This is a genomic window from Roseateles sp. GW835-FHT13E02, assembly GCF_058794035.1.
Genome location: NZ_JBXAGJ010000002.1, coordinates 328,236 through 348,647 on the forward strand (window position 1 = coordinate 328,236; position 20,412 = coordinate 348,647).

Below are 20,412 nucleotides of genomic sequence, written 5' to 3' on the forward strand. Positions count from 1 at the left end.
ATTTCAGTCTGTGGGGGTCTGCCCGCTCTTGAATTCGGGCCGGCGGACGCCAGGGGCGTTCAGCGCGCCCGCAGCCACCCGCTTCGGAATCAGGCGCCTGCTTGCAACAAGGGCTGCAGGCCTCCGCGCTGGTCCAGCGCGATCAAATCATCGCAACCACCGACATGGGTCTCACCGATGAAGATTTGCGGCACGGTGCGGCGGCCGGTCAGCGCCATCATGGCATCGCGTTCGGCCGGGTTCAGGTCGATGCGGATTTCTTCGATCTGCTCGACGCCGCGCTGCTTCAGCAAGGCCTTGGCCCGCACGCAGAACGGGCAGACCTGGGTGGTGTACATCTTGACGTGGCTCATGGCCGACTCCTCAAAAACCAGGCGAGACAGGAAGCCGAGCCGACTCAGGCGCTCTTCTCGATCGGCAGGCTGGCTTCGCGCCAGGCATTCAGCCCACCGGCCAGGGGCTGGGCTTTCTCATAGCCCAGCTTGCGCAGCTGGGCCGCCGCGCGGGCCGCGCGGGCGCCGCTCTGGCAGACCACGATCACCGGCAGGCTCTTGTTGCTGGGCAGGCCTTTGTGACCCTCCAGCGAAGCCAAAGGCACGTTGCGAGCGCCGGCGACATGGCCAGCCGCAAACTCGGCCGGCTCGCACACGTCGATCAAGACCGCCTTTTCGCGATTCATCAAACGCACCGCTTCTGCCGTGTTGACCGCAGCGCCCTGCGCGCCGCTCGCCAGCGTGGGCCAGAGCAAAAGGCCGCCCGAGGTCAACGCAGCCAAGACCAAAATCCAGTTGTCGAGCAAGAAGTTCAAAGGGCAGCGGCCGTGAGGCGTCCGTGAAAGAGTGGAGGCGGGATTATAGAAAGCCCGCCGATGCGAAGCAGCGGCGGGCTGGAAGAAGGCCCTGGCACACCAGGGCTGTGCGCTCGGAGCGCGAGATTCGCGGTCAGCGCAGCTTGAAAGTGGCCACAGCCGCCTGCAAGGCCTGGGCTTGCTGCTCCAGGCTGCTGGCGGCGGCAGCGGCCTCCTCGACCAGTGCCGCATTCTGCTGCGTCATCTGATCGAGCTGCACCACCGACTGGTTGACCAGACCGATGCCCTGACTTTGTTCGCCGGAGGCCGCAGTCACCTCACCGATGATGTCCGACACCCGCTGCACACTGGCCACGATCTCGGTCATGGTGGCACCGGCGTCGCGGACCAGGCGGCTGCCCGACTCGACACGATCGACGCTGGCGCCGATCAAGGACTTGATCTCCTTGGCCGCTTCGGCCGAGCGCTGCGCCAGGGAGCGCACTTCGCTGGCCACCACGGCAAAACCGCGGCCCTGCTCGCCCGCACGCGCCGCCTCGACGGCAGCATTCAGCGCCAGGATGTTGGTCTGGAAGGCGATGCCATCGATCACGCCGATGATGTCGTTGATCTTCTTGGAGCTGGTGTTGATCTCTTCCATGGTCGAGACCACTTGAGCCACCACCTCGCCACCCTTGCGCGCCACGGTCGCGGCCGAACCGGCCAGTTGATTGGCCTGGGCTGCCGCTTCGGCGCTCTGACGCACGGTGTCGGTCAGGGTCTGCATATTGCCGGAGGTCTGCTCCAGCGAAGTGGCCTGCTTCTCGGTCCGCACCGACAAGTCATGGTTGCCGACCGCGATTTCGCGTGAGGCCACCGACATGGAATCGGTGCCCATGCGCACATCACTGACGATGGCGGCCAGGCCTTGCGACATGGCGCGCACCGCATCCAGCAAGCTGCCTTCTGCGCCAGGTGCCACGTGAATGTCCTGGGACAGATCGCCATCGGCCATCTGACGCATCACATCGCGAGCGTATTCAGGCTCACCACCCAGCTGACGCCAGACGCTGCCGATCACCAGGAAGGATCCAACTCCCAGCGCCACCACCACGACCAAACCGCTGATCAGGATGGCGAAGAGACTGGCGGACACGCCACCTTCGGCCTTGTGCAGGCCGCTCTCGAAACCTTCGCTGGCATCGACACGAGCCGCCTTGACCTCGGCATCCAGGGTCTTGAGCGCGGCCTGCATCTTGGGAATCGCACCGGCTTGATCGCCTTGCTTGATACCAAGGAACAGCTCGGCCGTGTCCACCGAAGCCGCAAAGTAAGCATCAAAGCCCGACTTCAGCTTGGCGGCGGTATCCCCCTTGCCTTCGATCTTGGCGATGGCTTCCAGCAGCTTGCGAATGCTGCTGGCACGCTCCTTCGCTTCATCCAGACGCTTCTTCTCGCCCTCGGCCACGGCACTTTGAATGGTGGCGCCCAATGCTTCCAGCTGGGCGGCCAGTTGCGTGGTGGCGTCCACATAGGGGTAGTGAACCTGACCTACAGCGTTGATGGCCGAGGAGGTGCGAGCCGAGAAGCCCCACACCACGGCAATGCCAATGGCAAAGATCAACGCTGCAAACACAGGCAAGAGCCAGATTCTGGTCTTTACATTCATTCGAACCTCCAGTGCTGATGCGCCGCGCCCGACGGCGCATCCAGGTTGAGCGTTGGATCAGTCTACGCTCAGGACCACCTTGACGCTGCCGTCCACGGCAGATTTCTCGATGTAGCCGATGGCATCGGGATTGGCCGCCACGAACTTCTTGACTTCGGCCGCCGAAGCCAGCTCTTTAGGCGGCGTGGCCTTGCCTGAAAAGACCAGGCGTGACCACGCGGCCTTGACCTGCGGGCCTTGCTTGCCGGTCACCTTGCTGTAGAACTGGTCGCGCACGGGCGAACCGTCGGGCAGATCGGTGGCTGCAGCCGCCGCACCGCTGGGCAGCACATTGGACTTGCCCAGGAAGATGGTGGCCACTTGATCGGCCGTCATGCTGGCCGTCGGGCTCTTGCTGTTGACGATCACTGCCACTTGAGCTTGTGCAGCCAGGGCCGAGAAACCCAAAGCCATGCCGAAAGCCAGACGCAGAGCGCGCGAGTTCAGAGAGATCAGATGCTTGCGATTCATGTCAGGCCTCCGTCTCAAAACACGGTGTCCACAGCGATGCTGTAGACATTGACATTGCCGACCACGGTGCCGTTGACAGGCACCAGGAACAGACCTTGAGTCTTGGGCTGGATGCGTTCGTACTGCGCCTTGATCGCGATATTGCGGTAGGCGTCCCAACGCAGGCCCAAGCCGGTGGTTTTCTGGTCGGTGGCTTGTCCGGCCAGCACCAGGCTGACGCCCCCCTTCAGCTGGGCCAGCCCAGGCGTCGGTGCCGGGATGTCATTGACAGCGTTGGCGTCCGCCACCTTGAGCTTGGACAAGGTCAGGTAAGGCGTGAACTTGCCGAAGCGGTGGCCCAAGGTAAAGTACCAGCCATTGGTGTCAGAAACATAAGAGTCGGTGCGGCGCTGGGTGTACTCGAAATTGGCCAACCAGTCGCCTTGGTCATAACTGGCGCCGATGCCGGTGAACGTGGCCGTCTTGTTCGTGCCATCCAGCTCGTTGCCCAGAGCAGCAAAGCGCGGGCTCAACGCGGCCAGTTGCGGGTTGCGCAGACCGGCCACGATGGTGGCCAGAGTCGTGCTGTGCGCCGTCAGCTTGCTGCTGACATGGCCGACGCGCAGGGTCACGCCGCCTTCCAGCTCAGCGCTGGCGTTGACGCCCAAGACCTTGTCCAGCTCCACCTTGACGCCGGTGACATAGGACGAGGACTTGCCTCCGTAGAGTTGCGCCGTCACGGTGGCCGAGCCCAGCGAAGTTTGGTAGCTGACATCGGCACCGTCGAAATGGCTGACCGGCACCTGACCGTAGACATCCTGCGGCGGACGCAGCCAGGTGTTGGCGTAGCCCACATCACGGAAATCCGAAACCGCAAAGAACGGGCCGCCCATGCGGCCCAGGCGCAGGGCCAGATTCGGCGAGACCTGGGCCTTGACGAAGGCCCACTCTAGGCCCGGCGTGAACTTGCCCTTGCCGTCCTGCTTGGTCAGCACCTGCACGGTGCCCGAGAACATGGCGTTGGCGCGGGCTGTGACCTGCAAGCCCAACTTGCTGTCGACTTCGCCGGTGACCGAGGTGTCGGCGCCGCGCGGCTGGCTGTAGAGGGCGTACTTGCCGGTGTCCGAGCTGGACTTGACCAGACCCAAGGTGCCAAAACCGGAAAAGGAAAACGCAGAATCGCCGGCCGCTTGGGCTTGGGCGCCACCGGCCAGTGTGAGCAAAGCCAGGGCCACTGGCGTCAGGAACACAGCAGTTCCAATTCTCATGAATGTCTCCTTTATGAACAGCAAAAAACAGGCGTGCCGCACAAATGTGCGCCCAACGCCCAGCTCTGTACAGACGTTGTCGGCCCCGACGCCACAGACTTGAGCACGAATCGCAAGCAAGCGTGAAGCATGACTTGCGATAGCGGGCCCGTAGAATCCAAGCAGCCCAAATCGGGCGGCCCTATCAAGCAATGTCCATGTACAAACTCGTGCTCATTCGCCATGGCGAATCCACCTGGAACCTCGAAAACCGTTTCACCGGCTGGACCGATGTTGACCTGACCCCCACCGGTGTGGAGCAGGCCAAACAGGCCGGGCGCTTGATCAAGGATGCAGGCCTTGACTTTGACGTGGCTTACACCTCGATGCTCAAGCGTGCGGTTTGGACGCTTTGGCATTGTTTGGATCAAATGGACCGCACCTGGTTGCCGGTCGTCCACAGCTGGCGCCTGAACGAGCGCCATTACGGCTCGCTGCAAGGTCTGAACAAGGCCGATATCGCCAAGCAGTACGGTGACGAGCAGTTGCTGGTCTGGCGCCGCAGCTACGACACCCCGCCGCCGGCCATGGAACCCAGCGACCCGCGCAGCGAGCGTGGCGATCTGCGCTACGCCAAGATGGACCCCGAGGACATTCCTCTGACCGAGTGCCTGAAAGACACGGTGGCCCGCGTCCTGCCCTTCTGGGAAGGCAGTGTGGCTCCGGCCATCAAGCTGGGCAAGCGCGTGGTGATCGCCGCCCACGGCAACAGCATCCGTGCCCTGGTCAAGTACCTGGACGGCATTGGCGACAACGACATCGTTGGCGTCAACATCCCCAACGGCATCCCCTTGGTCTATGAGCTCGATGCCGATCTCAAGCCGATCAAGAGCTACTACCTCGGCGACGCCGAAGCCGCGGCCAAGGCAGCGGCCGCCGTGGCCAGCCAGGGCAAGGCCTGACCCCCGGGGCCGCAGGGCCCCTCAGGTGAGCAGGCCGTACAGCCGCTCCAGCGGTACGCGGCTGACCAAGGTCTTGTCAGACTCCAGCGCGGCGATCGAGAATTCGCGCTGAGCGCAGTCGCGTTTGGGCGTCTGGGTGATCGGCAAGCCTTTGCGATCGGTCAGAGCCGCCACCAGGGGCGTTGACATGCTGGCGCCCCGGCGGATCACCACCGCTCGCTCGCCGCTGGCCAGATTGACCAGCTCGCCGGGCGGATAGATGCCCACCTCCTTGACCAGCGCAGCAACGAAGGGGCTGCCGGGCATCAAGGCGTAAGCCTGCCGCTCGGCCTCTTTGACCGCCAGGGCCGGGCGCGATTCGCGCCGGCTGATCTTGGCCATGAACACATCCATCAGGCGAAGCAGCTCGGCCAGCTCCGACACCTGACTCAAACCGCGCGGATAGCCCTGCCCATCGGCATGCTCGTGGTGCTCGCGCACCGCTTGCAGCCATTCCTCATCCTCAACCCAGGCGGCACGCAGCTGCGCCTCGGCCGTGTCCGGATGGGCACGCAGCTGGGCGCGTTGCTCCTCGGTCATGCGGCCGTGCACGGCAAAGCGCCCTTGCAGATCGACGATGCTGAGGTTCATGGTCAAGGCGGCCTGCACGGCCGTGAGCTGGCGGGCTTCGCTCCAGCCCAGGCGCTGGGCCAGCAGGAGCACGCCCGTGGCGACAAACATGGCATGGGTCAGCCCGTAGTTGCGCAGCTGATGCGACTCCTGGCGCGTGGCCTGGAACAAGGCCACATCGGGGTCGCGCTGCACCAGGCGGATCAGCTCCTGAGCCAGCTCCTCGCAGGCCGCCACAAAGCCCGCCTCGACGCTGACATTCTTCAACAGCACGTCCAGCGCCCAAGGCAGTTGGTTCCAGCGCGCGAACACCGTCGGCGTGGCCACCGCCACCTTGCGGCCGGCCGCCAGGGCCTTGATTTCCTCGACATCGGCATACATGCCGCGGCCCAGCAGCATCTCCAGCTGGGCGTCGCTGCGCAAGACCTGGCCGCAGGCCAGCAGCAGGCTGCCCAGCTCATCACGCACATTGAAAGGCAATGGCTCACCGACGGTGAGCTGCTTGGCGACCAGCTTCAGCAACTGCATGATGCGGACTCCGTCGCTGTTTGACGTCCCGGGGCAGCCGGGCCTTCATGGCACCCCGTGCCGGCCTCACCAACGAGGCCGCACTTGTCGCTCCAGTCTACGCCGCTGCTGGCGGCCCGACCAGCGGCGCAGCCGCCGGCATCGCCCTGCAAGCAGGGGGTCAGTGCAGGGGATTCAAGGCATCCAGACCATGCAGGCCGTAGAGACCGTAGAGCCGCTCGCTGGGCACGCGTGCGAGCAGACTTTTGTCGGGCACCACGGCCGCCACCGCATGCTCGGGCCGCGAGGTGTCGCGGCGCATGGGCACGGCGCAGGCCTTACCCTGGGCATCGACCAGGGTCATCACCACGGGGCATTGCAGGCTGGCGCCGCGCCGCACCACCACGGCCAGCTCGCCGCTGGCCAGGCGCAGCAATTCGCCCGGCGGGTACATGCCGAACTCCTTGATCAGCGCCGCCACCATGGCGTCGCCGGGGGCGGCCTCGTAGGTCTGGCGCGCGGCCAGCTTGATGTCCATGGCCGGCCGGCTGGTGCGGGCGCTGATCTTGGCCATGAAGACATCGACCAGACGCAGCAGGCGCGCCAATTCCTCCACCTCGGTCAGGCCGCGCGGATAACCGCGGCCGCCCGCTTGCTCATGGTGCTGGGCCACAGCGACCAGCCATTCCTCATCGGCCGTGCCGGCGGCGCGCAGGCGCTTGGTGGCCTCCTCGGGGTGGCGGCGGATCTGCTCGCGCTGGCTCTCGGTCAGGCGGCCGCCGGCCATGGCATAGCGCCCCTGCAGCTCGATGATGCTGGCATTCATGGTCAGTGCCGCCTTGACGGCCGAGCGTTGGCGCGATTCCGCCCAACCGAGTCGCTGCGCCACCATCAGGCAGAGCGTGGCCACATGCAGGGAATGGGTCAGGCCGTAAAGGCGCAGCTGCTGGTTTTCCTGCCGCACCGATTGGTACAGGGCCACATCGCCATCCTGACGCGCCAGGGTGATCAGCTCGGTGGTGACCTCATCGCAGTTGGCCAGGAATTGCTCGCTGTCGCCCAGGCTCTTGAGCATCAGATCCAGCGACCAGACCGCCTGCTGCCAGCGCGAGGCCAGCGAGGGCGGCTCGGCCGGTACGGCCTGCCCCGCTTGCAAGGCCTGCAGCTCCTGCACATCGGCAAACACGCCGCGCTCCAGCAGGGCCAGCAGCTGGGTCTGGCTGTAGACCTTCTGCCCGCAGGCCAGCAGCAGGCCGCCGGCGGCATCGCGCACATTGAAGGGCAAGGGCGCGCCCACCTGGATCTGTTCCGCCACCAGCTTCAGCAATTGCATCGCGCTCAGCCACTCCTCACTCAGCACGCTGTGGAAGGCCGGGCCCGAGACGGCGGCCCGGCCGCTTCAGTCCTTCACAACCAGCGCCGCAAGACCCCCGCCAGCAGCGGCACGATGCTGACGGCATTGCTGCCATGCGGCACGCTGTTGCTGCTCCAGACATGGCGCACGCCCGCGGCCTGCAGGGCCGGCAAGGCATCGCCGTTGAACAAGGCATGGGTCACGGCCACATCGACCGAGGCCGCACCCCGGGCCAGCAAGCCCTGGGACGCGCCGATCAGGGTGCGGCCGGTCGAGGCCATATCGTCCAGCAGCACGATGGCCCGGCCGCTCACCTCGAGCTCCGGCAAGGCCAGCTCGACCTGGTGGTCGCCATGGCGCACCTTGCGGCCGATGGCATGGTCCAGGCCACCGGCGGCCGCGGCCTCGCTGACCCATTGCGCCGATTCTTCATCGGGCCCGATCAGCAGCGCGCCCGGCACATGCGCGGCAATCCAGGCACCCAGCACCGGCGCCACCGAGAGCGCAAAGCCGGCCCCAGCCGGCATCACCTCATCGAGGCTGGCGATGCGGTGCAGATGTGGGTCCAGGGTGATCACGTGGTTGAACTGCTGGGCCAGCAGACGCGAGATATGGCGCTGGCTGACCGCCTCGCCGGGCGTGAACTCCATGTCCTGGCGCATATAGGCCAGGTAGGGCGAGACCAGCACCAGGCGGTCGGCGCCCAGCTCGCGCGCGGTCGGCGCGGCGATCAAGAGCTCTACCAGCTTTTCATTGGGCTGCTGCAAGCCGCGCAACAGGAAGACCGTGGGCGGCAGCGGCTTGGGCAGAACCAGGCGCAGCTCACCATCCGGGAAGCGATGGCGGCGGATGAAGGCCAGAGGCAGGGCCAGCGCGGCGGCCAGTTCCTCGGCCAAGGCTCGTTCGTCCTCGAAGGCCAGCAGCAGGGCCCGGGCATGCAGAAGATCGCTCATGGATGGCGAATCACTTTCAGAGAGAGAACAGGGAGCCGCTGGCAAATTCATGCGGCAACTGGTCGAGCCGGCCGATCTGGCAGCCCGAGTCTTTTTCGGCCAGGTCGCGGGCGAACTGCAGATCGGCCTCGAACTGGGCGTGGATGCGGTAGAGCGGCTCACCCGCACGCACCGGATCGCCAAGTCGCTTGAGCAGCAGCAGGCCGGCGCCCGCCACCTGCGGCGCCCCGGCCAGGCGCGCCACGCGGGCGATGCGCAGATTGTCGATGGCGATGACATGGCCCTCCGCCGGCGCCCGCACCTCGAAGCTCAACGCCCCCACGGCCGGCATGTCCTGGCGGCGGCCTTGGGCATCGATGATGGCATTCATCTGCGCCAGGGCGCGGCCGCTTTCCAGGATGTCGCGGGCGATGGCGTAGCCCTCGCCGCCGCGCACATCGGGGTCGAACTCGATCATGCGGCCGGCCAGTCGCAAGGCCTTCTGACGCAGGTCCTGCGGCGCGGCAGGGTCGCACTGCAGCACCTGCATCACGTCCTGGGCCTCCAGCACCGGGCCGATGCCGCGGCCGATGGGCTGGCGGCCATCGCTGAGCACCACGTCGAGCTGCAGGCGCAGATGGCCGGCCACGTACTCGAACAACTTCTTGAGCCGCTGCGCCTCGACCATCGATCGCACCTTGGCGCTGGGCCCGACCGGGATGTCCAGCACCAGATGAGTGGAGCCGGCTGCGATCTTCTTGGACAGGATGGAGGCCACCATCTGGCCGGGCGAGTCGATGGACAGCGGCCGCTCGACCGAGATCAGGATGTCATCGGCCGGCGAGAGATCGGCCGTGCCGCCCCAGGCCAGGCAGGCGCGGGTGGCGCGCACGATCTCGACCATGCGCTCGAAACCCAGCTCCACATTCGCCAGCACCTCCATGGTGTCGGCCGTGCCCGAGGGCGAGGTGATGGCGCGCGAGCTGGTCTTGGGGCAGAGCATGCCGTGGGCGGCGACGATGGGCACCACCAGCATGGAGGTGCGGTTGCCCGGAATGCCGCCTATGCAGTGCTTGTCCACCACGGGGCCGGCGCCGACCTGGCCCTTCCAGTCCAGACGTCGGCCGACGGCAATCATGGCCTCGGTCAGGTGAAGCACCTCTTCGCGGTCCAGCTCGTACTGGTTGGTGGCCACCACAAAGGCGGCCAGCTCGATCTTGGAGTAACGCGCTTGCGCCACGTCACGGATGATGGCGGCCAGTTCCTCGCGGCCCAGGCGCTCGCCATTGATCTTGCGGTGCAAGGCGGCAATCGATCCCGGCGGCTCGGCATGGGCAATCGTGGCTGCATGGCCCTCGACCACGCCCAGGCGGGCAAAAGCCTCTTCGCTCAGGCCCAGCTCGCAGGCGCTGACGATGCGCTCATCGTCCACCACATTGAGCACCGCCAGGATGCTGCGTGGCCCCTGGCCGTTGCGGGTGTGGATCTCGACCTTGGACAGGGCCTGGAAGCCCGCCGCCCGCACCACCGGGCAGTCGCGGTGCAGATAGGCCACGTTCTCGCGCCAGGTGTCGATGCCGACGCGGCGAATGGACAGCGAACTCTTGGGCAGCGGGTTGGCGCTCATCCAGCCACTTTAACGGACTCGCCTGCCCTCACCCGGCCCCATCTACCAGGCTTTTGTGTCAATTCGCAGCCAAGGCCGCGGCGATCTGCTCGCGCACATGCTCAGCCAGGGCGCGGCGGTCGGCATGCGCGCTCTCGAGAGCTGGCAGGATCTGGATGTCGATGCCCACGCCGCGCGCCTTGAGCACGGTCCAGAGGCTGGCCATCATGGTGGTGTCGCCAATGAAGCGGGCTGAGCTGCTGAAGCGCTCGCCCGGCTCATGCCAGCGCAGGGCCAGAGGCTGGATCACTGTCTCGGTGGCGATGGCCGCCTGCAGCAGATTGCCGTGGAAAGGCAGCAGCTCGGGGCCAGCCCCGGTCGTGCCCTCGGGAAAGACGGCCACGGTGTCGCCCGCCTTGAGCGCATCGGCCATCTGGTGCACCACGCGCAGCGCGTCGCGCTTGCTGGCGCGCTCGATGAACAAGGTGCCCACCCCCTCGGTCAGCGCGCCCACCACCGGCCAATGCTTGACATCGGCCTTGGAGACGAAGCGCGCTTCGGGAAGCACCGCATGCACGGCCGCAATGTCCAGCCAGGACACATGGTTGGCGACGATCAGCTTGGGGCCCGGCCGGGCCTGACCCTGGAGCTGCAGGCGCACACCCATCAGCGCCAGCATCTTGCCGGACCACCAGCGGATGCGGTGGTGGCGCTGCCCCAAGCTCAGGCTCGGGAACAGCAGCTTGATCATCAAGAGCCCGTGCAGCACATGCAGGACAAAGCGCAGCAAGCGCCAGGCGGCGAGCAGGTTGCGCATTTCAGCGCGCAGCCGCGGCTTCGAAAGCCATATGGCCGGCCACCACCGTGTAGCGCACCTGGGCCGGCAGCTCGAAGCCGCTGATCTCGTAGGCAAAGGGCGTGTGCTTGCCCTGGCTGCTCAGGCGCTCGGGCGTGACCGCCCAGCTGGCGGCCGGGTCAAAGACGCAGACATCGGCCACACCGCCCTCGACCAGACGGCCCGCGCTGGCGCCCAGCGAGCCCAGGGTGCTGCCCAGCACGCGCACCGGCGCGGCCGTGACCACGCCCAGGCTTTGCACCAGGGACAGGCCGCTGTCCTGGCCCCAGCGCAGGGCCAGGCTCAGGAGCAGCTCCAGGCCGGTGGCGCCCGGCGTGGCTTCGGCAAAGGGCACGTTTTTCTCGTCGGGTGCGACCGGCATGTGGTCGGACACCAGCGCATCCAGCGTGCCATCGGCCAGGCCGGCGCGCAGGGCGTCGCGGTCGCGGCCCTGGCGCAGCGGCGGGTTCAGGCGCATGGCCGGGTTGAAGTAGCCGATGTCCACATCGCTGAGGTGCAGGGAGTTGATGGACACATCGGCCGTCACCTTGAGGCCCTCCTGCTTGGCCGCACGCACCAAGGCCACGCCGGCCGCGCTGGAGATGCGGCAGAGGTGGACGCGCGCACCGGTCGAGCGCATCAGCTCGAAGATGGTGTGCAAGGCCACGGTCTCGGCCGTCACCGGCACACCGGACAGGCCCAGGCGGGTGGCCACCGCTCCGCTGGCGGCCACGCCGCCGGACAGATAGGCATCGAGCGGGCGCAGCCAGACGGTGTAGTCGTAGGTGGCCGCGTACAGCAGGGCGCGGGCCAGCACCAGGGTGTCACGGATGGGCTGGTCGGCCTGCGAGAAGCCGATGCAGCCGGCCTCGGTCAGCTCGGCCATCTCGGTCAGCGACTCACCGCTCAAATGGGTCGTCAGCGCACCCAGGGGGAAGAGCCGGCAGCGGCTCAGCTTGCGGGCGCGGAACTTGAGCATCTCTACCAGGCCGGGCTCGTCCAGCACCGGGTCGGTGTCGGGCGGGCAGACCAGGCTGGTCACGCCACCGGCCGCTGCCGCAGCCAGCTCGCTCTCGAGCATGCCTTCGTGTTCATGGCCGGGCTCGCGCAGGCGCGCCGCCAGATCCACCAGACCCGGTGCCACCACCAGGCCGCCGGCCTCGATGACGCGCTCGGCCGAAAACTCACCGACATCGCCGAAGCCGACGATGCGGCCGTTGGCGATGGCCAGGTCGCCGATGCGGTCCAGGCCGCTGGCCGGGTCGATCAAACGCCCGCCTTTGATAAGAATCTTCACTTGCAGAACTCCTGTGCAGCAACACATGCCAGGCCATGGACCTCGCCGACTTCACCCAGCAGAGCCCGTGGAACCGGCTTTGCCGGGCCACTGGGCTCGCCCCCTTGAGGGGGAGGCGCGAAGCGCATCGGGGGTGGGCTCATCTTCATGCTTCGTTTCCTGCCAAGATGGACATCACGGCCATGCGCACGGCGATGCCGAAGGTCACCTGCGGCAGGATCACGCTTTGCGCGCCATCGGCCACGGTGGAGGCGATTTCCACGCCCCGGTTGATCGGGCCCGGGTGCATGACGATGGCGTCGGGCTTGGCCAGGGCCAGCTTCTCGGGCGTCAGGCCGAAGTTCTTGAAGAACTCACCGGCGCTGGGCAGCATGGCGCCGCTCATGCGCTCGTTCTGCAGGCGCAGCATGATGATGACGTCGGCGTCGCGCACACCCTCGGCCATGTCGTGGCAGACGCGCACGCCCATGTCCTTGAGGTCGCCCGGCACCAGGGTCTTGGGGCCGACCGCGCGGATCTCGGGCACGCCCAGGATGTTCAGCGCATGGATGTCGGAGCGAGCCACGCGCGAGTGCACGATGTCGCCGACGATGGCCACGGTCAGATTGCGGAAGTCCTTCTTGAAGTGCCTGATCGTGTACATATCGAGCAGGCCCTGGGTCGGGTGGGCGTGCCGCCCGTCACCCGCGTTGACCACATGCACATGGGGCGCGCAATGCTGGGCGATCAGGTAGGGCGCGCCCGATTCGCTGTGGCGCACCACGAACATATCGGCATGCATGGCCGAGAGATTGGCCACCGTGTCCAGCAGGGTCTCGCCCTTGGCGGTGCTGGAGCGGGCGATGTCGAGGTTCAGCACATCGGCCGACAGGCGCTTGGCCGCGATCTCGAAGGTGGTGCGGGTGCGGGTGCTGTTCTCGAAGAACAGGTTGAACACCGACTTGCCGCGCAGCAGCGGCACCTTCTTGACCTCGCGGTCGTTGACCGAGAGGAAGGTGCCGGCGGTGTCCAGAATCTGGTGAATGATGGCCTGGGGAAGGCCTTCGATGGACAAGAGGTGAACCAGCTCACCGTGCTTGTTCAGCTGGGGGTTGCGTTTGGAGAGCATGGCGTTCAGCCTTCCTTGACATCAAAACTGAAACGGCCGTCCTCGCTCTTGGCCAGGCGCAGACGCTGTTCGGCCGGCAGGTGCACGCGCGCGGCCGAGAAGGCCGGCTCGATCGGCAGCTGGCGCCCGCCACGGTCCACCAGCACCGCCAGGGTGACGCTGGCCGGGCGGCCGAAATCGAAGAGCTCGTTGATCACGGCGCGCGTGGTGCGGCCGGTGTAGAGCACATCGTCGATCAGGACGATGTGGCGGCCTTCCACCTCGAAAGGCAGCTTGGTGTGGTCGGCCTTGGCCGACATGCCCTTGGAGCCGAAGTCATCGCGGTGCAGGGAGCTGGAGATCACGCCGGCCTGGCCGGCCAGACCCAGATCGCGCTGCAGCCGCTCGGCCAGCCAGGCGCCGCCCGACCATATGCCCACCAGCGCCGCCTCGGGCTGCCAGAGTTTTTGCACGCCGCGCAGCAGATCGGCATAGATCGCCTCGGCATCCAGTAGCAAAGTGCTCATGTGTTCTCTCTGAAAAACTGTTCAAGAATCAGGGCGGCCGCGGCCGAATCGACATCGCGCGCGCCCTGGCTCTCGGCTTCGACGCTGGTGTAGCGCTCGTCCACCTCGAAGACGGGCAGGCGCAGGCGGCTCTTGAGCTGGCGGCCAAATTTGCGCGCGCGGGCGGTGATCTCGTGTTCGGCGCCGTCGGGGTGGAAAGGCACGCCGATGACCAGGGCCTGGGGCTGCCACTCGCGCACCAGCTTCTCGATCGCCTGCATGCGCGCCTCGCCCTCGACAGCGATGTGGCGCTGCGGCTCGGCCTGGCCGGTGAAGCGGCTGCCATAGGCCACGCCGACACGGCGGCTGCCGTAGTCAAAAGCCAGGGCCGTCTGCACGGCGGCGGCGGCCGGTGCGGGAATGGGGGTCGCTGGGGCCGGCGCGGTCATGCGTGACCGGCCTCTTGGCTCAGCATGCGCGGGTCCACGCCCAGCAGGCCCAGCGCGCGTTCGTAGCGCTGCTCCACCGGGGTGTCGAAGATGATGTTGGGCTCGGCGTCCACGGTCAGCCAGCCGTTGCGGCCAATTTCTTCTTCCAGCTGGCCGGCGGCCCAGCCGCTGTAGCCCAGGGTGACCAGCACGCGGCGCGGGCCGGCGCCGTTGGACAAGGCCTCCAGCACATCGCGGCTGGTGGTCATTTCCAGGCCACCGGGCACGGCCAGGGTGGCGTTGTAATGCTTGCCTTCGGCGTCCAGCGGCTCATGCAGCACGAAACCGCGCTCGGTCTGCACCGGGCCGCCGTAGTAGACGGTCGTGGCAGCCAGCTCTTCGCTGGGCGGGCTCAGCTCGACCTTTTCGAACAAGCTGCCCAGGGTCAGGGAGATGGGCTTGTTGATGACCAGGCCCAGCGCGCCTTTTTCATTGTGTTCACAGAGGTAGACGACGCTGCCGGCGAAGGCCTCGTCGGCCATGCCCGGCATGGCGATCAGGAACTGGTTGGCGAGGACGATCCGATCTTGAGGCATGCAGGCATTTTATTCGCGGGCGACACTATCGGGATGACGCGCCCAATAAATGCCCCCGATCAAACTCCCGCCCCCGCCGGCAGCGTGCCGCGCGCCCTGGTCTGGTTCCGCCGCGACCTGCGTGTGGACGACCAGGCCGCCCTGTACCGGGCCTTGCGAGCGGCGGACCAGGTCTTCTGCGTCTTCGTGCTGGACCGCGACATCCTCGACGCCCTGCCCCGCAGCGACCGCCGGGTCGATTTCATCCTGCGCAGCCTGGTCGAGCTGGACACCAGCCTGCGCGCGCTCTGCCCCGGAGGCGGCCTGATCGTGCGCCATGGCCGGGCAGCCGAGGAGATCCCGCGCCTGGCGGCCGAGCTGGAGGTGCAGGCCGTGTTCTGCAACCACGACGACGAGCCCGCCGCCCTGGCCCGCGACGCCCAGGTGGCCGAAGCCCTGGCCAGCTTTGCCTGCCAGCTGCGCACGTTCAAGGACCATGTGGTGTTCGAGCGCAGCGAGGTGCTGACCGGCGCCGGCAAACCCTACGGCGTGTTCACCCCCTACAAAAACGCCTGGCTGCGCCAGATCAAGGACTTTTATCTGCGCAGCTATCCCGTAGCCCGGCACGCGGCGGCCCTGGCCCCCACAGCCCTGGCCCGTGGCGTGCCCAGCCTGGCCGAGATCGGTTTCGAGCCCACCGATCTCAGCCCGCATCTGGGCGCGGGTGCCTCCGGCGCCGAGGCCTTGTTCGAGGAGTTTCTCGACCGCATGGACCAGTACGAGGCCTCGCGCAACTTCCCCGCCGTCAAAGGCCCCAGCTACCTGAGCCTGCACCTGCGCTTTGGCACCATCTCGATCCGGCGCCTGGCGCGCGAGGCCTGGCAGCGCGCCCAGGGCGGCGACCGTGGCGCCGAGGTCTGGCTGTCCGAGCTGATCTGGCGCGATTTCTACCACCAGGTCATGCACCACCACCCCCATGCCATGGTGCGGGCCTTCCGGCCCGAGTACGACGCCATCACCTGGGACAGCGGCCCGGCGGCCGATCATCTGTTCAAAGCCTGGTGCGAGGGCCTGACCGGCTATCCCCTGGTCGATGCCGCCATGCTGCAGCTGAACCAGAGTGGCTATATGCACAACCGCCTGCGCATGGTGACGGCCTGCTTCCTGATCAAGGACCTCGGTATTGATTGGCGGCGCGGCGAGGCGTACTTCGCCGAGAAGCTGCTGGACTTTGACCTCGCCGCCAACAACGGCGGCTGGCAATGGGCCTCCTCCAGCGGTTGCGACGCCCAGCCCTACTTCCGCATCTTCAACCCGGTCACGCAGAGCGAAAAATTCGACCCCGAGGGCAAGTTCATCAAGCGCTACCTGCCCCAGCTGGCCAAGCTGCCGCCCAAGCTGATCCACGCGCCCTGGCTGGCCAAGCCGCTGGAGCTGGAGGCCTGCCGCCTGGTGCTGGGGCGCGACTACCCCACGCCCATCGTGCGCCACGACGAGGCCCGCGCGGCCACGCTGGCGCGCTATGCGGTGGTCAAATCGCGAGCCATTGAATGAGCAAGGCCAACGACACACCATGAGCATCGAAATCCCCAAAGCCGCCCGCGAACAAGCGATTCGCTCGATCGAGCGCTACTTCGAGCACCACATGGACGAGCCCATCGGCAATATCGCCGCCGGCGGCCTGCTGGGCTTTTTCCTGGAAGAGATCGGCCCGCTGATCTACAACCAGGCGGTGGCCGATGTGCAGGAGCGCATGCAGCAACGCGTGGCCGAGCTGGACATCGAAGTCCACGAGGACGAGTTCCAGTACTGGCGCAAGTTCGAAGGCAAGATCATGACGCGAGGCAAAAAACCATGAACAAGCCCGCCGCACCGGCTGAGGACGGCGAGGACTTCAACCCGGCCCCGACCCGCCCATTCGATCTGGGTTTCAGCCACCGCGAGCGCAAGGACGGCTGCCTGGAAGTGCTGCGCGAGGGCCGCCAGGCGGCCCTGCTGCGCGGCAACCGCGCCATCGCCCTGCTGCACATTCTGAACACCGGCAGCTTCGAGCAAGGCCAGCAGGCCATGGCCAAGATCACCGGCAACTACAAGCGCGGCAACGAGGGCCAGGCCGCTCGCCACCCGCGGCGCACAGGCTGAAGGCAGACAAGACGGCTTTCCCTCGATCAAGGGCGCGCGATCAGCGCAAAACGTCCTTCGCGGGGGCTGCGCAGCCAGAAGGCCTTCTTTGCCGCGTCATAACCGGCCACGCCCTCGGCCAGGGAGCAGCTGGCCGCCACATCGGGCGGCGTGCCGAGCAGGAATGCCGGCACATAGGCGCGCAGGCTCAGACAGGCCGAAGTGGCAACCGGGCGCCAAGCACCGCTGACAGGATCCTGGCGGGCCAGCATCAGCTGCTCCGGCTTGCCATCCTTGGGCAGGCTGAACTCGAGCACAAAGGGATCGCCCTGGCCATCGGCCGCCAGACTCCAGCCGCCGCTGGCCCAGGAGGGCAGTTGCACCGGTCGCTTGCCTTGCTCGCTGCCATCGCCCAAAGAACCGGGCAGGCCGGTGCTGGCGCGGATGTCCTTGCTGCGGCCATATGGGTCAATATAGGTGCCGCCCTGGCCAGCGGTGCCACTGACATTGAGCACTTCGGAAACCGTGCCTTCGGCCTTGGCTTCCCAGGACAGGATCAGTTGCTTCTTCAGATCGATGGTGGTGGCGCGCACCTCAACCTCTTCCTCGGGCGTCCCGACCTTGATCAGGCGCGCGCGCTGGCTGTTGTTCAAGTTCGGGCGCCAGCTTTCATGGGCCACAAACATATAGCGCTGCATCAGCGACAACATCTCGCGGTTGTTGGCCGCCTCGGTCTTGCCGGCCTCGGCGCTCATGGTGCGGCTGCGGGTGTCGTGACGGTTGAAAGTGAGGTTCTCGCCGTCGAGCACGCGGGCCGATACACCTTGCGGTGATGGGCAGGGGCTGCTGCGATAGTTGGTGTCGTAAGCGTTGTTGCGCTGAATCTCAACCGGGAAGCTGGCCGGGAAGACGACCTTCTCACAGCGTGCCGCACTGCGCCGGAAGCGATCGAAGAGCTGCCATTTGGGCTGGGCCAGTTCCTTGGGGCCGTCTTCGTTTTTCATCACGCTGTGCTCGGCATACCAGGCCTTGAAGTCCAGCACATCGTCCTTGAAATCCAGGATGGATGCGTTCACATCCAAGGTGCCGGTGGCCTCGGTGCGGGCCTTGAGCATCAAGGTGTTCTGCACCAACTCATGCTCGCCAAAGCGATTCTCGTAGCCCTTGTAGGAGGCACTGCCGGAGACGATCTGCATGAAATTGCGCTGCGCCGGATCACGGATCAGGCTGCGCGCGTACAGATGCTCGTGCCCGGAGACATAGACCACCTCATGCTCGGCCAGCAGCTTGCGGTATTTGTCGTACACCGCCTTGAAGACCACATCACCCTCTTCCGACTTGTAGCCTTCGACAATGCGCTCACGCAACAGACCGTACTTGTTGCCGACAAACGAGTTGTGGGTTTGCAGCACGATATGGCGTGCCTTGGCCTTGTGCTTGAGGATGGTCTGCTCGACAAAATCGTAGGCGAACGGCATCCAGCCGTAAGAGACATTGATCAGCAGCACGCCGTTGCGCAGCACGGCGTAGTTCTTGTTCCGTGCGCCCGACATGTGCTCGGCATCGGCCGGGATGAAATCGGCGACAAGATCATGCCAATCCTGATCCATGCCCTTGTTGTCGTGGTTGCCCATGATGGGCAGAAAGGTCATGAAAGGCTTGTAGGCCTCAGCCACCTCTCGCCATTGGCGATACTCGGCGGCCGACCCGTTCTCAGCCAGATCGCCGACCACCAGAACCACATCGACCTTCTGCTGCTTGTACAGCTCCAGCAGCGCACGCATGGGGTGAACCGACACATTCGAACCACCGCCCTGGGTGTCAGGCAACAGGGCGACCTTCAAGGCCTTGGCTTCGGCTGGCGCAGGTGCCGGCGCCGGTGCTGGGGCAGGCTCTGGCGCCGGACTGGGCGCATCACCGGAGCCGCCGCAGGCGCTCAGCAGCAGGGGCAGGCTGGCCAGCAAGACTTGGCACCCGCGTGGGGTCAGGGCGGACTTCTTGTTCGTCATCATCATGGTCGTGGCGTTCTCGGGTCGAGGAGAAAGAAAGCCGCGATGGTGCGCAGCCGCCATGACACATCCGTGAAGCGCAGTGCGCTTCGCCCCCCCCGCACACCGATGCCAACCAAGCCTCGCACAGGCGTGCGGGCTGCGTGTCAATCCCCTGCCCGCCTGAGCCAAACGGCACAAGGCGCGGCATCCAGCCGCGGCCTCGCCTCAGGCCATGCCCGCCGCAGGCTGCCAGCGTTGCAACAGAGCTCCATAACGCGCGTTCCAGCGGGACAGCCCCTCCTTGCGCCCGACGAAGACGTGGTCAAGAAAAGCCAGCGACAACTCACGCGTGGCCACCTTGACCTTGGGGTTGAGGCTGACGCCACCCGTGCCGCTGCGATCGGTGAAGATGCTGTGCGAGCCGCCTTCGAACACGGCCAAGGCCTTGCTCGGGCCGCCCATGGCCTCGAAGACCTTGATGCGATCCTCGGCGGCGGAGTAATAGCCCGGCACCTGGATCACATCCTGGGTGGCGGTGATGTGCAGGCTGGGGATGCGCACGTCCTGCAGAATGGGCGCCAGATCGCTCTCGCCGTAAAACGGCGGCGCCGAGATCAGGATGGCCGCCTTGATGCGGGGCTCCAGCAAGGGCAAGACCTGACCCTGGCGCTGCACCCGCGCGCCAGCCAGCAGCATGGTGGTGTTGGCGCCGTAGGAATGCCCGGCGGCGGCAATGCGCTGCGGGTCGATCCGCTCGCCGAACTCGCTGGCCAGCAGCTGATCCAGGGCAAAGCGCACATCGGCCACCCGGTTCAAGGCCTCGCTTTCCTTGGCGGCATCCTGGAGGCGGCCGACCAGGCTGAAGGGGTTGCCGGTCCACAGGCCGCGGTCACTGCCCACATGCTGGACATGCAAGCTGGCCACCCCTTGCGAGGCCAGGTAGGCACCCAGATAGCTGTAGCCCCGCCGAGAACCGCCCAGGCCGTGCGAGAACAGCAGCAAGGGCAGGCCCGGCGCCTCGGCCCGCCCTGCGGGCAAATACAAGCGCACCGGCACCGCGCGTTGGCGCATCAGGTCTTGCCAGTCGAGGTCATGGGCCTGGTAGAGGCGGCTGGGCACGCTGACATCGGCAAAAGCCGGCGCACTTGCAGGCGCGCTCGCAGGCGCACTTGCCGGGGCCGAGGCCGAGCCGGCAGAAGCCCCCGAAGCCGCATCATGCGGCGAAAGCGCCTTGGCCTCCCCCAGCGCAGCCGACGTCTCCGTCTCCAGCTTGCAGCCGCCCAGAGCGCCGAGCGCCAGAGCCGCACCCATGCCCAAGCTCAGGCGGCGGCGAGTTTGACAGGACGGCGACAAGGGATCGAGGGCTTCGGTCGTGCGCATGGCAATTCAGCTGAGGTTGAGGGCCAAGAA

General features: G+C 66.4%; 21 protein-coding genes. 4 read left to right on the forward strand and 17 right to left on the reverse strand.

Annotated features, from left to right (window positions below):
* Positions 1–89: 89 nt before the first annotated feature.
* The 5 genes from grxC to AC1Q6P_RS03325 all read right to left on the reverse strand — a co-directional run bounded on the left by grxC (position 90) and on the right by AC1Q6P_RS03325 (position 4,213).
* Entirely contained in the window at positions 90–353 is a 264-nt protein-coding gene (gene grxC, locus AC1Q6P_RS03305; protein WP_102767734.1) for a glutaredoxin 3, read from the reverse strand.
* Positions 354–397: 44 nt separating this feature from the next.
* On the reverse strand, positions 398–808 hold the full coding sequence (locus AC1Q6P_RS03310) for a rhodanese-like domain-containing protein (protein WP_102767735.1): 411 nt from the start codon (positions 806–808) through the stop codon (positions 398–400).
* A 133-nt stretch (positions 809–941) separates the two neighbouring features.
* Positions 942–2,456 carry a methyl-accepting chemotaxis protein gene (locus AC1Q6P_RS03315; RefSeq protein WP_102767736.1) on the reverse strand — a complete coding sequence of 505 codons (1,515 nt, stop codon included), beginning with the start codon at positions 2,454–2,456 and terminating at the stop codon, positions 942–944.
* A 57-nt stretch (positions 2,457–2,513) separates the two neighbouring features.
* Positions 2,514–2,966: a type 2 periplasmic-binding domain-containing protein gene (locus AC1Q6P_RS03320; RefSeq protein ID WP_223696471.1), complete on the reverse strand. Its 453-nt coding sequence runs from the start codon at positions 2,964–2,966 to the stop codon at positions 2,514–2,516.
* Positions 2,967–2,980: 14 nt separating this feature from the next.
* Positions 2,981–4,213: a porin gene (locus AC1Q6P_RS03325; RefSeq protein ID WP_133155159.1), complete on the reverse strand. Its 1,233-nt coding sequence runs from the start codon at positions 4,211–4,213 to the stop codon at positions 2,981–2,983.
* Positions 4,214–4,410: 197 nt separating this feature from the next.
* Here AC1Q6P_RS03325 and gpmA point away from each other — a divergent pair, with 197 nt between their 5' ends.
* The gene (gene gpmA, locus AC1Q6P_RS03330; protein WP_102769582.1) at positions 4,411–5,154 is read left to right on the forward strand and encodes a 2,3-diphosphoglycerate-dependent phosphoglycerate mutase; all 744 of its coding nucleotides are present in this window, start codon (positions 4,411–4,413) and stop codon (positions 5,152–5,154) included.
* 21 nt (positions 5,155–5,175) lie between these two features.
* Here the strand turns inward: gpmA and AC1Q6P_RS03335 are convergent, their stop codons facing one another.
* The 10 genes from AC1Q6P_RS03335 to AC1Q6P_RS03380 all read right to left on the reverse strand — a co-directional run bounded on the left by AC1Q6P_RS03335 (position 5,176) and on the right by AC1Q6P_RS03380 (position 14,911).
* Positions 5,176–6,291: an HD-GYP domain-containing protein gene (locus tag AC1Q6P_RS03335; RefSeq protein ID WP_492663023.1), complete on the reverse strand. Its 1,116-nt coding sequence runs from the start codon at positions 6,289–6,291 to the stop codon at positions 5,176–5,178.
* 160 nt (positions 6,292–6,451) lie between these two features.
* Positions 6,452–7,603 carry an HD-GYP domain-containing protein gene (locus AC1Q6P_RS03340; protein ID WP_492663024.1) on the reverse strand — a complete coding sequence of 384 codons (1,152 nt, stop codon included), beginning with the start codon at positions 7,601–7,603 and terminating at the stop codon, positions 6,452–6,454.
* A gap of 74 nt (positions 7,604–7,677) precedes the next feature.
* The gene (locus AC1Q6P_RS03345) at positions 7,678–8,577 is read right to left on the reverse strand and encodes a ribose-phosphate diphosphokinase (protein ID WP_492663025.1); all 900 of its coding nucleotides are present in this window, start codon (positions 8,575–8,577) and stop codon (positions 7,678–7,680) included.
* Between the two features lie 16 nt (positions 8,578–8,593).
* Positions 8,594–10,183 carry a thymidine phosphorylase family protein gene (locus AC1Q6P_RS03350; protein ID WP_492663026.1) on the reverse strand — a complete coding sequence of 530 codons (1,590 nt, stop codon included), beginning with the start codon at positions 10,181–10,183 and terminating at the stop codon, positions 8,594–8,596.
* Between the two features lie 58 nt (positions 10,184–10,241).
* Complete coding sequence (locus tag AC1Q6P_RS03355; RefSeq protein ID WP_492663027.1) at positions 10,242–10,979, reverse strand: lysophospholipid acyltransferase family protein; 738 nt, start codon at positions 10,977–10,979, stop codon at positions 10,242–10,244.
* A 1-nt stretch (position 10,980) separates the two neighbouring features.
* Positions 10,981–12,294, reverse strand: a complete 1,314-nt coding sequence (locus AC1Q6P_RS03360) for a dihydroorotase (protein ID WP_492663028.1) — start codon at positions 12,292–12,294, stop codon at positions 10,981–10,983.
* 145 nt (positions 12,295–12,439) lie between these two features.
* Positions 12,440–13,402 carry an aspartate carbamoyltransferase catalytic subunit gene (locus AC1Q6P_RS03365; protein WP_102767744.1) on the reverse strand — a complete coding sequence of 321 codons (963 nt, stop codon included), beginning with the start codon at positions 13,400–13,402 and terminating at the stop codon, positions 12,440–12,442.
* Between the two features lie 5 nt (positions 13,403–13,407).
* Positions 13,408–13,908: a bifunctional pyr operon transcriptional regulator/uracil phosphoribosyltransferase PyrR gene (gene pyrR / locus AC1Q6P_RS03370; RefSeq protein WP_102767745.1), complete on the reverse strand. Its 501-nt coding sequence runs from the start codon at positions 13,906–13,908 to the stop codon at positions 13,408–13,410.
* Positions 13,905–14,336 (reverse strand): Holliday junction resolvase RuvX, encoded by a 432-nt coding sequence (ruvX, locus tag AC1Q6P_RS03375; protein ID WP_102767746.1) that lies wholly within the window; start codon positions 14,334–14,336, stop codon positions 13,905–13,907. Before ruvX ends, pyrR begins: the two co-directional genes overlap by 4 nt.
* Positions 14,333–14,911 carry a YqgE/AlgH family protein gene (locus tag AC1Q6P_RS03380; RefSeq protein ID WP_492663029.1) on the reverse strand — a complete coding sequence of 193 codons (579 nt, stop codon included), beginning with the start codon at positions 14,909–14,911 and terminating at the stop codon, positions 14,333–14,335. Before AC1Q6P_RS03380 ends, ruvX begins: the two co-directional genes overlap by 4 nt.
* A 33-nt stretch (positions 14,912–14,944) precedes the next feature.
* On the opposite strand from AC1Q6P_RS03380, the gene AC1Q6P_RS03385 reads away from it, so the two are divergent.
* From AC1Q6P_RS03385 to AC1Q6P_RS03395, 3 genes are read left to right on the forward strand one after another with little or no spacing between them, the layout of a single operon-like run.
* Positions 14,945–16,444, forward strand: coding sequence for a cryptochrome/photolyase family protein (locus AC1Q6P_RS03385; protein WP_492663030.1), 1,500 nt, complete (start codon positions 14,945–14,947; stop codon positions 16,442–16,444).
* A gap of 19 nt (positions 16,445–16,463) precedes the next feature.
* Positions 16,464–16,748, forward strand: a complete 285-nt coding sequence (locus tag AC1Q6P_RS03390; protein WP_492663031.1) for a DUF2164 domain-containing protein — start codon at positions 16,464–16,466, stop codon at positions 16,746–16,748.
* On the forward strand, positions 16,745–17,032 hold the full coding sequence (locus AC1Q6P_RS03395) for a hypothetical protein (protein ID WP_492663032.1): 288 nt from the start codon (positions 16,745–16,747) through the stop codon (positions 17,030–17,032). Before AC1Q6P_RS03390 ends, AC1Q6P_RS03395 begins: the two co-directional genes overlap by 4 nt.
* Before the next feature lie 26 nt (positions 17,033–17,058).
* Here the strand turns inward: AC1Q6P_RS03395 and AC1Q6P_RS03400 are convergent, their stop codons facing one another.
* Positions 17,059–19,026 carry a metallophosphoesterase family protein gene (locus AC1Q6P_RS03400; protein ID WP_492663033.1) on the reverse strand — a complete coding sequence of 656 codons (1,968 nt, stop codon included), beginning with the start codon at positions 19,024–19,026 and terminating at the stop codon, positions 17,059–17,061.
* A 201-nt stretch (positions 19,027–19,227) separates the two neighbouring features.
* Complete coding sequence (locus AC1Q6P_RS03405; RefSeq protein ID WP_492663034.1) at positions 19,228–20,382, reverse strand: alpha/beta hydrolase family protein; 1,155 nt, start codon at positions 20,380–20,382, stop codon at positions 19,228–19,230.
* Positions 20,383–20,412 lie beyond the last annotated feature (30 nt).

What these genes read in the sequence shown, in the direction of transcription:
- grxC (WP_102767734.1), bottom strand. Translation starts at nt 353, where the DNA reads ATGAGCCACGTCAAGATGTACACCACCCAGGTCTGCCCGTTCTGCGTG.
- AC1Q6P_RS03315 (WP_102767736.1), bottom strand. Translation starts at nt 2,456, where the DNA reads ATGAATGTAAAGACCAGAATCTGGCTCTTGCCTGTGTTTGCAGCGTTG.
- AC1Q6P_RS03320 (WP_223696471.1), bottom strand. Translation starts at nt 2,966, where the DNA reads ATGAATCGCAAGCATCTGATCTCTCTGAACTCGCGCGCTCTGCGTCTG.
- AC1Q6P_RS03325 (WP_133155159.1), bottom strand. Translation starts at nt 4,213, where the DNA reads ATGAGAATTGGAACTGCTGTGTTCCTGACGCCAGTGGCCCTGGCTTTG.
- gpmA (WP_102769582.1), top strand. Translation starts at nt 4,411, where the DNA reads ATGTACAAACTCGTGCTCATTCGCCATGGCGAATCCACCTGGAACCTC.
- AC1Q6P_RS03335 (WP_492663023.1), bottom strand. Translation starts at nt 6,291, where the DNA reads ATGCAGTTGCTGAAGCTGGTCGCCAAGCAGCTCACCGTCGGTGAGCCA.
- AC1Q6P_RS03340 (WP_492663024.1), bottom strand. Translation starts at nt 7,603, where the DNA reads ATGCAATTGCTGAAGCTGGTGGCGGAACAGATCCAGGTGGGCGCGCCC.
- AC1Q6P_RS03345 (WP_492663025.1), bottom strand. Translation starts at nt 8,577, where the DNA reads ATGAGCGATCTTCTGCATGCCCGGGCCCTGCTGCTGGCCTTCGAGGAC.
- AC1Q6P_RS03350 (WP_492663026.1), bottom strand. Translation starts at nt 10,183, where the DNA reads ATGAGCGCCAACCCGCTGCCCAAGAGTTCGCTGTCCATTCGCCGCGTC.
- AC1Q6P_RS03355 (WP_492663027.1), bottom strand. Translation starts at nt 10,979, where the DNA reads ATGCGCAACCTGCTCGCCGCCTGGCGCTTGCTGCGCTTTGTCCTGCAT.
- AC1Q6P_RS03365 (WP_102767744.1), bottom strand. Translation starts at nt 13,402, where the DNA reads ATGCTCTCCAAACGCAACCCCCAGCTGAACAAGCACGGTGAGCTGGTT.
- pyrR (WP_102767745.1), bottom strand. Translation starts at nt 13,908, where the DNA reads ATGAGCACTTTGCTACTGGATGCCGAGGCGATCTATGCCGATCTGCTG.
- ruvX (WP_102767746.1), bottom strand. Translation starts at nt 14,336, where the DNA reads ATGACCGCGCCGGCCCCAGCGACCCCCATTCCCGCACCGGCCGCCGCC.
- AC1Q6P_RS03380 (WP_492663029.1), bottom strand. Translation starts at nt 14,911, where the DNA reads ATGCCTCAAGATCGGATCGTCCTCGCCAACCAGTTCCTGATCGCCATG.
- AC1Q6P_RS03385 (WP_492663030.1), top strand. Translation starts at nt 14,945, where the DNA reads ATGACGCGCCCAATAAATGCCCCCGATCAAACTCCCGCCCCCGCCGGC.
- AC1Q6P_RS03390 (WP_492663031.1), top strand. Translation starts at nt 16,464, where the DNA reads ATGAGCATCGAAATCCCCAAAGCCGCCCGCGAACAAGCGATTCGCTCG.
- AC1Q6P_RS03395 (WP_492663032.1), top strand. Translation starts at nt 16,745, where the DNA reads ATGAACAAGCCCGCCGCACCGGCTGAGGACGGCGAGGACTTCAACCCG.
- AC1Q6P_RS03400 (WP_492663033.1), bottom strand. Translation starts at nt 19,026, where the DNA reads ATGATGATGACGAACAAGAAGTCCGCCCTGACCCCACGCGGGTGCCAA.
- AC1Q6P_RS03405 (WP_492663034.1), bottom strand. Translation starts at nt 20,382, where the DNA reads ATGCGCACGACCGAAGCCCTCGATCCCTTGTCGCCGTCCTGTCAAACT.